Genomic DNA, 11,797 nt, shown 5'->3' with positions numbered 1-11,797 from the left:
CAATTTCACGGAAGATTAATCGTAAGACTGAAGATACATCTTCCGCGTCAGGTCCCGGCCTTCCCATTTGGCATAAAACGGGGACTCTTCCTCGGAAAATTCGGCATACTCGGCGGTATCCTCGTTTTCGCCGGACAGGCCGCCCAGCTGCACTGGGTCGTCATCACCGGCGACTTCCTGCAGCGATCCGCGGGATTGGCTGTTCAAGAGCATCGCCCGCGTTAATTCTTCGCCTGAACGTTCCATTCTCCCACTCCCTTTTTTCTTCAGCATGTAATCTCGCAAGCGTTCAGGGACGACGGCTGTTTCTTGGTGTGAAACCTGCCGCATTCCCTGCTCGTGTGATCATAGCTATTGTTGGGCGGATGACCGGGATTTATTCCCTTGTCATCAAAATGACACAGCCTGCTCCGCGGAACCCGGAATATGCGGCAGGATTTCCGCCGCAAGGCCCTGTCACGGAGACTGCCCTTGCGGCGGCCCGGCCCGTACAGTATACTCGGGGCATTGAGGATAAACGGAGAAGGAGAATCGGAATTTCATGAACATGCAGCAAACCGAACGGGAAACGGAACGGATCAGCGGACAGCTGACGGAGGCGAACCGGCTTTTTCTGGCCGAAATCGTCCGGCGCGTGAAAGAAAGCGACTTTGACGGTCCCGCCGCTCAGGCCGCCCTGCTGGATACGGCCCGGCAAATGCTGAAGCAGCAGAAGCTGGGGAGATCTTTTTTGGAGAAATATGCTTACGATCCGGAGGTTTATGCCTCGGAACTCCTGTCCGATCTGCAGATGCGCAAACCGCGCACCCCAAAGGACAAAATCAAATATTACACGATGATTCCCTGGCTTGCCTTGACTTGGGTATTTTTCATTTACATGATCCTGGGTTTCTCCAGCGTTTGGTCAAAGGGAGGAAAGGGCGAACTGACGGTGAACACCACCGCCCTTCTGCTGGTCGCCGCAGGGTCCATCGGCCTGATCATGCTGGTCACCCGTTTTCTGGGTTCGCCGGATCCGGACAGAAATCCCCCCGGACGCAGAACGGTCCGTGCCGATATCAAAACGTTTGTGATTACCATTGGAGCAGCCATCGTTATCGTTGCTTTTTACGTCATGCTGCGGCAGATGCTGCCTTCTTTTACGGTTACCCCGTGGACAAGCCTCATTCTTTTTGCGGTCGGTTTTGCGGGACAATTTTATTTTCTGCGCAAGCCGCGTTAATACGGACAACGGTTACGGCTGCACGGCAAAAGCCCTCCTGTTTTCCTTTAAAGAGGAATTTCAGGAGGGCTTATTTTTTTTTACTTCTTCAGGTAAGAAGGTTTAAAGGCTTAATATTAATAATGGAAAGCATGCGCCGCAACCACAAAGATGGCGCCGATGATCAGCCACATCAGCATAAGAGGCCAGAAGAAACGGACCCATTTCTGATAAGGGATACCCGAGACGGCAAGGCTGCCCATCAGCGCGGAGGAAGTCGGCAAAATCATGTTGGAAATTCCGTCCCCGAGCTGGTAAGCGAGCACCGTCGTTTGACGGGTGATGCCCAGCAGGTCCGATAGCGGCACCATGATCGGCATCGTCGTAACGGCCATCCCGGAGCCCGACGTAATAAAGACGTTCATCAGGTTCTGGAACAGATACATGCCCAGCACCTGAACGGAGCCCGGAAGCCAGTCGACCATAGTGGACAACCCGTACACCACCGTATCGATGACATTCCCTTGATCCAGCGTGACCATAATGCCGCGCGCCAAACCGATAATGAGGGCACCGTACGTAATCGCGCTGGCACCTTTCACGAATTCGGAGGCGATCCGGCTCGGTCCGAAGCCGGCGCAGAAGCCCGAAATAACGCCCATGCTCAGGAACAAAGCCGCCAGCTCTTCCATCCACCAGCCTTGTTTCGAAACGCCCCAAATGAGCGTGGCAAAACCGGCAACGATCGTAATAATCGTTAAATAATGCTGTAGTTTCATGGCAGGCAGGCTGGAAAAATCAATCGGTTCCCCGCTCGCTTCCTGCTCCAGATCGCGAACCAGGCTTTGCGAGGCGTCTTTGCGGACCCGGCCCGCGTAACGTAAAAGGTACAAGCTGGTGACCACGATCAGGCAGACGAGCAGAACGATCCGCAGCCCCGCGCCCGAAAAGATCGGAATTTGCGCAATCGCCTGGGCCAATCCCACGTTAAAAGGATTCAGGATCCCGGCGGTGAACCCGCAGGCTGCGCCCAGCGTAATCATCGCGGTTCCCGTAAGCGCGTCAAACCCAAGCGCCCGGGCAATCGCGATGCCGATCGGCACAAATACCATAACCTCCGTGGACATCCCCATCGTAAATCCGCCGACCGAAAACAGCGTAATAAAGATCGGAATCACCCATAGGCCTTTATTCGCGAACTTTCGCGCCACCCGGCCGGTAATCGCCTCGATCGTCCCGGTGGACGAAATGACTTGAAAAGCTCCCCCGATAATCAGGATAAAAAAGACAACGTCCGCCGAATCCACCAGTCCGTGCACAATCGCTTTCGGAATGCCGAACAGGCCGACCGGGCTGTTCGCTACATGGTGATAAGAACCTGGAACAACCAGCGATTGTCCCGTCTTCGGATCTTCGGCACGGTCAAATTCCCCTGCAGGAATGAGATAAGTAAGCGCAGTTCCGACAAGCACAAGGATAAACAAAATAACGAACGTATGAGGCATCTTGAACCACTTTCGCGGCTGTTGTTTTAAGGTTTGGGTTTCCGTATTCATTAGGCTTGCTCTCCTTCCAGCTTCCAGGCTTCAAACTCATCCCGCACCCGCTGAAGCGCCTGCGGATCGGCGAACAAATCATAGGCGGTTAACGCCAGGGCACGCGCCGCCTGGTTCAGGTACGCCATGCCTTCTTCCCCGCCCGCGAGCGCCGCGAATTCCGGCGTATGCGTGCCGGCGTCGCCAAGGCGGATATAAGGATGGATGGCCGCCGTTACCCGGCTGACGTTGCCGATATCCGAGGAGCCGACGCCTCCGCTTTGCGGCGGGTCGCTGACCGCAAGGCCCATCGCCTCCAAATTGCTGCGGAACAAAGCGGCCAGCGCTTGGTTGTTGTTGCGCTCCGCGTAAATCAGCCCTTCGGCGATGTCGACCGTAGCGCCAACCCCCTCGGCTGCGCTGCGCACGGCGCGGTATACTTTTTCGCGCACCGTGTGCAGACCGTCAACCGTCGCCGCCCGCAGAATAAACACCGCTTCGCACAGCTCCGGCACCACATTCGGCGCGTCGCCGCCTTTGGTAATGATGCCGTGGATGCGGACGTCATCCTTGACGAACTGGCGGATCGAATTGATCGCCACAAAAGCGTTGATCATCGCGTCCAGCGCGCTGATGCCGCGCTCCGGCGATGAGGAGGCGTGCGCCTGTCTGCCGTGGAACGTAAACGTGGCGTCCACGCAGGCCAAGCCGCCGCGCAGCACCATCGTTTTCTCCTGCGGGTGGCACATCATGACGGCGTCTACGTCGTCAAAAATCCCCGCTTCGCTCATGATGATTTTGCCCCCGCCTTCTTCCTCGGCCGGCGTGCCGAGCACGACGATCCGGCCCGGCAGCTCCGGGCACGCTTCCTTCAGCGCCAGCGCCGCACCGACCGCGGACGTGCCGATCAGGTTGTGCCCGCAGGCATGGCCTACGCCCGGCAGCGCGTCATATTCCGCCAGCAGGGCGACCGTCGGCCCGCCCTCTTTGCCGCTCCAGCTTGCCCGGAACGACGTTTCCAGTCCCGCCAGTCCTGTCTCTATCTTGAACCCGGCCGCTTCAAGCGGCGCAATCAGCCTGCGCTGCGCCCGGTGCTCGTGGAAGCTGAGCTCCGGGTCGGCATGAATTTCTTTTGCAATCGAGCGCAGCTGCTCGTCGTTAGCCGACACGGCTTGTTCAATTTTTCGCTTTTGTTCCATTGCTTGCTTGTATCCTTCTATCTGCTTGCGTTCTTCGTTCACCATCGTTCCAACCTGCCTTTGCCTTTGATGTAACAGATGTTTGCATGCATATCCGTCCGTATATTTATTCATTTTTATGAATTATATTAAGTGCAGGCGGTCGATAAGTAAAATTAATATTTTTTCGGAGTTCTCTTAAAATTATTTTATAGTAGAAGTAGGAAGCGAACATAACAAAAAAGCCTCCCTCAATCGGAAGGCTCCATTCCCAGCCGCTGGCCGGCTTTACTTCATTCGCCGTTTTTGCCGTGCTGCTCCTGCATAAAAGCTATAAACCGGTTCACCATGGCAAGCTCCCGGGACTGCTCGCGGTACAGCATCCAGGTGCTTCTTCTCAGCGGCGTCCCGTCCTGCCGGGTCAATTCATGCTTATAAAGCCCGCTTTCCGGCGGGACAAACACGCCCGGCACAAAGGAATAACCCAGTCCGTGCCGGACCATCTCCCGGCAGGTCTCGTACGCATCCACCTTCATGGCAACATGCGGCGGGTCGGCGTAACGCTCCCTCCACCAGGCCTGGATGTCCTGCACAAAGGTAGAAGGCGTCTGCCGTGCCGCCCCGGTTCTCGGATCGGCATATTGAATCTGCGGCAGGTCCGGAAGCGAATCCAGCTCAAGCCTGTCTTTAGCAATCAGACAAACCGGCTCGTCATGCAGCAGATCGCGTCCTTCCGGCCAGGGATAGTTTCCACGTACGATACCGAGATGAATCTCCCGGCCGTGCAGCAGCTCCAGCACTTCCGAGCTGAGCGCGCACGTCACTTCGAACTGGACCTCGGGGTACAAATCCCTGAATTTTTTCAGGAGCGGAGGCAGCATATACAGACCGAAATAGCTGGCTACGCCAAGCCGCAGAGTCCCCTTGATTCTGCCGCGCATGCCCTGCAGCTCGTCCTTCACCCGTGACAGCTCTTCGCTCATTCTACGCGCGTGCGCGGCCAGCGCCTCCCCTTCCGGCGTCAGGTTTGTCCCTCTGGCATGTTTGACGATCAGCGGCACGCCGAACTCCCGTTCCATCTGCTGTAGCCGGTACGTAAGCGCAGGCTGCGTCACGTACAGCCGTTCCGCCGTGCGGGTCAGGCTCTGGCCTTCGGCCAGATAACGCAGCATGGCGGCGTCTTTTTCATCCATATTTCCCGCTCCTCTTCCTATTGATCTTTGTCCCCTAGCCTACCATGGATATCCTGGCGGTGAAAAGAGGCGATTCGTGAACGGGCAGGATCGGGAATAAGAGGGGCTGGAGAGGGAATGGAATCAAAAAAGAACGCTCCTGTAACGGGGAAACCCGTAAGGAACGTTCCTTTTCCTCTTTTTCGGCAGCAAAACCGTTATTTCACTTCCACCCGTTTATCCAGCAGCTTCACCATCACGAAAATGAGGATAACGCCGCAAACCAGCTCAAATACGGCAGCCCCGTATACGGCTTGATGGCTTATGGAGTCAAACACGCCTGGAGTCGGGTCAGCCGACTGATTGTAACCGTCCGCCAATCCGAATTCCACCAGCCCGAACTGCCGGAAGCCAAGCGCGTTTTCAATCCAGGATAACCCGTTCTGCAGAATCAGGTAAGCGATCACCATAATGGCGGCTCTGCCTTTGGTCTGAAAGCTGCGCCCGATCGTATAAGCAAGAAAGAACACAAGAAGCTGGAAAAACGCGGCTTCCAGGCAGGCCACAGCCACCAGGATCAGGGTTCCCGGGCTGAAATCCTTAAGAATTTGGAAAGGCTCAAACGCTATAAAAGTGCGGCCTAACGAGACATGCAGCAGGAAGATCAGGCCCACGATCAAGGTTCCCAGCAGCCCCAGCACCAAAGGGGACAAAATATGCTGCAGGCTGCCTACCGGGAGCATGCGGCGGCTGGTCGAGATAATGTTCTTGGCATAGGTTCTCACCGAAACGACCGTTACGATCACCATGATCGCCACATAGCCCATAATCATCAAAGCCAGCGCGGCTTCGCTGTCGTTTACGAACAGCTCGACCCCGATTTCCAGTATGGCAAACAAAGCGAAGGCGCTCAGCAAAAACGCCGCATTTCTTTTCCAATCATATTTCAGTAACCGGATCATTCGGCAAACACCTCTCTAAATAATTCGTCCACGCCTTTTCCCGTCTTCGTCCGCAGCGTTTCCACGTCATCCATCAACACCAGTTCCCCGTCCCGGATAAACGCCACCTGATCAAAAATCCGTTCGATATCCCGCACCAGATGGGTCGTAATCACGATGCTGCTCTCTTCGTCGTAAAACTCGAGAATGGCGTCCAAAATTCGGCCCCGGGCCACCGGATCCACCCCGCCTATCGGTTCGTCGAGCAAATAAAGCCGTGCTCGGCGCGACAAAGCAAGCGTCAGCTGCAGCCGCTCCAACATCCCTTTGGACAAGGAGCTCACCCGGTCACGCGGGTTTAATTTCATGAACTGCAGCATTTCGGCGGCTTTAGCCTGATCAAAATCCGGATAGAAATCCCGGTAAAAAGCAACCCCATCCTGCACCTTCATCCAGTCCTCGGTCACCGCCGCATCTGGCATGAAAGAAACAAGGGATTTCGTTCCGGTCCCCGTCGGTACTCCGCATACCTTTGCTTCACCCGCAGTTGGCTGAACGAGGCCGGCCGCGATCTTCATCAGCGTGCTTTTGCCGCTGCCGTTCGTGCCCAGCAAACCCACGATATGTCCCGGTTGAATGTCAAAGGAAACATTGTTTAAAGCCTGCTTTTTTCCGTAGGTTTTGGACAGCTGCTTGATGCTCAAGACGGGCACGCCCGAAGGATTCTTAGCCAGGCTGCTTCCATTCAAGGTTTCGTTCGTCATCGTGTTCATTTCGCTTCTCCCTTCCGCCCGGTTTCAACTGCTTCGGACACGATGGTTACGATGTCCTTCTCCGCAAAGCCAAGTTCCTTCATGCCCTGAACAAATTTCTCCAGCAGGTCTCCGGCCATCTCTTTCTTGATCTCCATAATCTTCGTTCCCTCGCTTGTCACGAATCTTCCCAGTCCGCGCCGGGTTTCCACGATTTCTTCCCGCTCCAGCTCCTGAAAGGTCCGCTGGATCGTGTTCGGATTAATCTGCAGCTCGGCCGCCAGTTCCCGCACCGATGGAATTTTATCGCCCGGCGCAAGGCTACCGCTTACGATCTGCCGCTTGATGTAATTCATGATCTGCAGATAGATCGGAAGGTTGTTATCCAATTCTAGGCTCACCTGCTCGCCGCTCCTCTCTTCCGTTGACGGATGATGATCTGTCGGTCACTCCGCAACGTTGTATCACTGTTATAGTTAAATAGTACACTAATAATGTATGCGTGTAAAGGGGAGAGGATGCTTGGTTCGAAAATAAGGGCACAAAAAAACAGCACCGGCCCGCCGGTGCTGTTCCTTTTTCGCAAAATCCCTTTATTCAATTCCGCTTAAATCAGCAAATTAAACAAATTCAGGTCGCGGTTCAATTCCGTATATATGATCCCTTTGGCTTCCATCCGGCGGATGAGCGGAAGATAATCTTCCTTGTTCATCAGCTCGATGCCGACGAGAGCCGGGCCATTTTCCTTGTTGTTTTTCTTGGTGTATTCAAAGCGGGCAATATCATCGTTTGGTCCCAGCACATCCGCAAGAAACTCGCGGAGCGCACCGGCCCGTTGAGGGAAATTGACCATGAAGTAATGCTTCAACCCTTCATAAATCAGCGAACGCTCTTTCATTTCCTGCATCCGGTCAATATCATTGTTGCCGCCGCTAATTACGCATACCACGGTTTTCCCTTTGATTTGTTCGCGGTACATGTCGAGCGCGGCCACCGGCAGCGAACCGGCTGGCTCCACGACAATGGCATTTTCGTTGTACAGCTCCAGGATCGTTGTGCAGGCTTTGCCTTCGGGCACCTTAATTACATCGTCCAGTACTTCTTTGGCGATTTCGAAATTCAGGTCTCCGACCCGCTTCACTGCAGCGCCGTCGACGAATTTGTCGATAGTCTCCAGCGTAACGACCTCTCCTTGCTTCAGCGCTTCGGTCATCGAAGCGGCGCCCAGCGGCTCTACGCCGATCACTTTGGTTGCGGGAGCCACCATTTTTAAATAAGACCCTACGCCCGACACCAGACCGCCGCCGCCAATCGTGACAAACACGAAGTCTGCCGGCTGCTTCAGTTCCTCCATGATCTCCATGCCGATCGTGCCGTTGCCCGCCACAATCTTGGCATTGTCGAACGGATGGATAAACGTCATGCCCTGCTCCCGGCACGTTTTCATCGATTCCTCGTAAGCATCATCGTAAGTATCGCCCGTCAAAATCACCTCGACATGGGAGCCGCCGAACCGTTTCACCTGCTTAACCTTCTGGTTGGGGGTCGTTGCCGGCATAAAGATTTTCCCCTGAATCCCCAGCGCATTACACGAAAAAGCCACGCCCTGCGCGTGATTGCCCGCGCTTGCGCAGACGATGCCGCGGGCGGTTTCCTCGGGAGTCAAACTCCGGATCATATTGTAGGCCCCGCGAATTTTGAAAGAGCGGACGATCTGCAGATCCTCCCTTTTCAAATACACGTTGCAGTCATATTTAGCCGATAAAACCGCATCCCGCTGCAGGGGAGTACGCACAATAACCTCGCGCAGCACATGATGCGCCCGTACGATATCTTCCATCCCGACGGACGCGGAAGAAGCGGTTTTCGGGTTGTCTGTCTGTTTCATCTTGGTCTCCACACTCCGGTTATCTGATAATTGATTCACCATTTTTGCTTAATACTCCTATTGTACCACCATGCCGGGACAGGAGGAAAAATTTCTTTCCATCCGGGGGCAAAATGGGCAGACCTCTGCAGCTTAACTCGGCCTAACTCAGTTCACGCAGCTGAAAACCGGGCAGTCTCCGCTCAATGGCGGGCCTCTGCGCTTCCAGCTTGTCCGGCAGCATCAGCTCCCGTCCCAATTCCCCCGCGGTTTCGTCCGTCTGAAAGCCGGGGATATCCGTCGCCACCTGAAAAAGAATCCGCCCGGGCTCGCGGAAGCTCACCGCTTTGTAATATTCCATATTGATCGCAGGCGTCGGATCGAGCCCGCCTTCCTTAAGCTGCTCCTGCCATAAAATTTGCTCGCTCGCATCATTGCTGCGCCAGGCCAGATGCTGGACGACCCCGGCACCCGAAGCACCGGCAGGCATCGGCTCGATATTCAGATCGATCCTGCCTCCCAGCCGGCCGTGGGCTTCAAAGCGGGCAAGCCCTTCTTCACTGCCTTTGTACAGCAGTCCAAGCCCCAGCTCCAGCACATCCGCCGTCCCCTCGGGCTGCCTGCTGAACAGCAGAACGCCGTCAATCCCCCGAATCGAATAAACCTCCGGGATCGGTCCCGGATTTGCGCTCCGGGCGGCCGCGTCCGGCCCCTGGTCCTGCTCTACCAGATCAATCAGCAGACCGCCCTGATCGGTGAAGCGGACATAATCCCTGCCGAAACGGCGGGTTTCCATAAAGTCGATTTTGTATTTTTTCAGCCTCTGGCGCCAATACAGCAGACCTCCGGCAGGAACTGCAAACACGATGACGCCCACCTGGCCTCCGCCCAGCCTTCCCGCCGGAAAATCCCCGCGGCACAGCAAGGAGACAATCGTCCCCGGACGGCCCAGCTCATCGCCGAAATACAAGTGATAAACATCCGGCGCTTCAAAATGAACCGTCTGTTTAATGAGACGCAGGCCCAGAAAACCCGCATAAAAATCAACGCTAGACTGAATGTCATTTGCGTAAGCCGTGATATGGTGAATACCAGCCGTTTTAAGCAATCCGAATCCTCCTCGGCGTTCATTCCTGTTCCGAACCTGGTTCTTTAAACCCATACTCCCTATTATAAGATAAACCTCTACTGCCGTACATTCCGCCGGAAAAACAGCCCGCTTTCAGCGGGGATTTTTACTCACCGCCCAAAATGCCCAAATTTCAAAAAAAGGATTGCAAATTTACGCTCCGTCGTTAAAATAATATTAACATTAAAATTATTTTAACGTTTATAAAAATTGAATGAGGCGGTGTTTAAAATGGATCCCTTGGCCGCTCAGGCTGCTTCCCCGGCTTCTCTAGCATCGACAGTTTCTATGGCTTCTCCGGTCACTCCCCAGGCTTTACCTCTGTCTAAAAATAAAGATTTTCTGCTGCTCCTCTGCGCCAAAGCGATTTCCCGGTTCGGAGACTCGGTTGACTCCATTGCCTACAGCTGGATCGTTTACATGCTGACCGGCTCCAAGCTGCTGATGGGCACCCTGTTTGCGGTGAATACCCTTCCAGCCATTGTGCTGAGCATATTTACCGGGGTCTTTGTGGACCGCTGGCCGAAAAAAATCATCGTCATCGCCGCCGACTACGGGCGCGGAACGATCGTTTTCCTGACGGGCCTGCTTTATTTGACCGGCCTGCTTGAGGTTTGGCACCTGTTTCTGTTTACAGTGCTGATTTCCTCCCTGGAAGCCTTTGCTTCCCCGGCGGAAAACGCCTGGATTCCCTCCATCCTCGGCAAATCCCAGCTGCTTAAGGGCAACTCCTTGTCCGGCTCGGTCGCGCAGAGCGCAGAGCTGATCGGTCTGGCTGCCGCCGGCGGGATCATCGCTTTCTTCGGGAGCACCGGTGCATTGTGGGTGGACGCCGCCACCTTCCTGCTGTCGGGTTTACTGCTCGGGTTTGTCCGGGCCGGGAGGGATCGAGTAAGTAAAGCCTCCTCCCCTGATAGCAAGATCACTTCTGCCGCCAACCGCCAGCCTTCCCCTGCCTGCTCCGCTATCAAGAGGTATGTGTCCGATTTGAAAGAAGGTTTTGCCTACGTAAGAGGCAACCTGTTCATCTTTACTTCCATCCTGCTGGCCGGGATCGTCAACTTCGGTTTGGCGCCGATCAACGTGCTCCAGACAGTGTACGTAAAAGAACATCTTCATGCCGATGCCGGCATGCTGAGCGCGCTCGGCGCAAGCTTAACCGGCGGAATGATCGTATCCGGGTTGTGCCTGGCCAAATGGGGCGGCGCTTTTCGGAAAAGCACGCTGATCCTCACCGCCTTTCTGCTGCTCGGCTGCAGCATGGCCTTGCTCTCGTTCCCGCCTTTGCTGCACGGTTACTTGGCTTGGGGACTCGCCGCCCTGCTTATGGCTTTGCTTGGCGTTTCCGTCAGCATGGCCTCCGTCCCGCTCCGCTCCTATATCATGGAAGTCACCCCCGGAGCGATTCTCGGCCGCATTTCAGCTTTAATCAGTATGGTCGCTTTAAGCGCCATGCCGCTTGGCGCCACCTTAAGCGGTTTTGCCGCCGACTTTATTCCGGTACCGGTGTTGTACGCCGCTATGGGCATCATGATTGCCGTGATGTCGCTTTGTCTGCTGCCTTATAAGGCGTTTCGGCGGATTTGATTGCATCATTAAGAAGATGTGGATGAGACCTTTAGTACCATAAAGGGATGAATCTCAACTAATATAAGAATCATCAACTAATAGCATATAAGGCCAATTTATAGACTCACAACTTTTAGATATTAAGCATTAATTGAGTTAGTAAATAGTCACAAAAGATTCACGGGTCGATGCCCCCGTTTACAACTGTCGTTTGGGGAAACTATCTTAATTAAAATTTATGAATGTTTCTGTGCTTTTTTATTTATTATTTTGCAATTCGCCCTTATTAAAATTCCATCGTTTTGCTCCAAATACAAGAAAAATACCTATAATAAACTGGTACCCATAGACTGGACACTTTGAAAAAAAGGTGTCTGGGCTATGGGTACTTTTTGTATACTGGAAGAGGCAATGGAGGGGATGACATGAGTAAGAAACATTTTAACCAAGCAG

At 54.3% G+C, this 11,797-nt stretch carries 11 protein-coding genes; 2 read left to right on the top strand and 9 right to left on the bottom strand.

The features are described 5' to 3' along the window. Positions 1-15: 15 nt before the first annotated feature. Positions 16-246, bottom strand: coding sequence for a hypothetical protein (locus tag AC3ZPD_RS20080; protein ID WP_490986057.1), 231 nt, complete (start codon positions 244-246; stop codon positions 16-18). A 295-nt stretch (positions 247-541) separates the two neighbouring features. Here AC3ZPD_RS20080 and AC3ZPD_RS20075 point away from each other — a divergent pair, with 295 nt between their 5' ends. Beyond that, entirely contained in the window at positions 542-1,222 is a 681-nt protein-coding gene (locus tag AC3ZPD_RS20075; RefSeq protein ID WP_490986056.1) for a DUF1129 family protein, read from the top strand. A gap of 116 nt (positions 1,223-1,338) precedes the next feature. Here AC3ZPD_RS20075 and AC3ZPD_RS20070 read toward each other — a convergent pair whose 3' ends face one another. The 8 genes from AC3ZPD_RS20070 to AC3ZPD_RS20035 form a co-directional block, all read right to left on the bottom strand. Then, positions 1,339-2,757: a YfcC family protein gene (locus tag AC3ZPD_RS20070; RefSeq protein WP_490986055.1), complete on the bottom strand. Its 1,419-nt coding sequence runs from the start codon at positions 2,755-2,757 to the stop codon at positions 1,339-1,341. Then, the gene (locus tag AC3ZPD_RS20065) at positions 2,757-3,980 is read right to left on the bottom strand and encodes a M20 family metallopeptidase (protein ID WP_490986054.1); all 1,224 of its coding nucleotides are present in this window, start codon (positions 3,978-3,980) and stop codon (positions 2,757-2,759) included. Before AC3ZPD_RS20065 ends, AC3ZPD_RS20070 begins: the two co-directional genes overlap by 1 nt. Positions 3,981-4,207: 227 nt before the next feature. After that, entirely contained in the window at positions 4,208-5,107 is a 900-nt protein-coding gene (locus AC3ZPD_RS20060; RefSeq protein ID WP_490986053.1) for a LysR family transcriptional regulator, read from the bottom strand. 197 nt (positions 5,108-5,304) lie between these two features. Further along, positions 5,305-6,048: a hypothetical protein gene (locus AC3ZPD_RS20055; protein WP_490986052.1), complete on the bottom strand. Its 744-nt coding sequence runs from the start codon at positions 6,046-6,048 to the stop codon at positions 5,305-5,307. Further along, positions 6,045-6,791, bottom strand: coding sequence for an ABC transporter ATP-binding protein (locus AC3ZPD_RS20050; protein ID WP_490986122.1), 747 nt, complete (start codon positions 6,789-6,791; stop codon positions 6,045-6,047). The genes AC3ZPD_RS20055 and AC3ZPD_RS20050 overlap by 4 nt, the downstream gene beginning before the upstream one ends. A 5-nt stretch (positions 6,792-6,796) precedes the next feature. Continuing rightward, complete coding sequence (locus AC3ZPD_RS20045) at positions 6,797-7,180, bottom strand: GntR family transcriptional regulator (protein WP_490986051.1); 384 nt, start codon at positions 7,178-7,180, stop codon at positions 6,797-6,799. A gap of 206 nt (positions 7,181-7,386) precedes the next feature. After that, positions 7,387-8,667, bottom strand: a complete 1,281-nt coding sequence (gene ilvA / locus AC3ZPD_RS20040; protein ID WP_490986050.1) for a threonine ammonia-lyase IlvA — start codon at positions 8,665-8,667, stop codon at positions 7,387-7,389. A gap of 142 nt (positions 8,668-8,809) precedes the next feature. Continuing rightward, the gene (locus AC3ZPD_RS20035; protein ID WP_490986049.1) at positions 8,810-9,754 is read right to left on the bottom strand and encodes a VOC family protein; all 945 of its coding nucleotides are present in this window, start codon (positions 9,752-9,754) and stop codon (positions 8,810-8,812) included. A 252-nt stretch (positions 9,755-10,006) separates the two neighbouring features. Between AC3ZPD_RS20035 and AC3ZPD_RS20030 the strand changes: the two genes are divergently transcribed. Next, positions 10,007-11,362 (top strand): MFS transporter, encoded by a 1,356-nt coding sequence (locus tag AC3ZPD_RS20030; RefSeq protein WP_490986048.1) that lies wholly within the window; start codon positions 10,007-10,009, stop codon positions 11,360-11,362. Positions 11,363-11,797 lie beyond the last annotated feature (435 nt).

The organism is Paenibacillus mobilis (assembly GCF_058267595.1).
The sequence above is the reverse complement of the archived record's forward strand: the minus strand, read 5'-3'. Positions and strand labels throughout refer to the sequence as shown.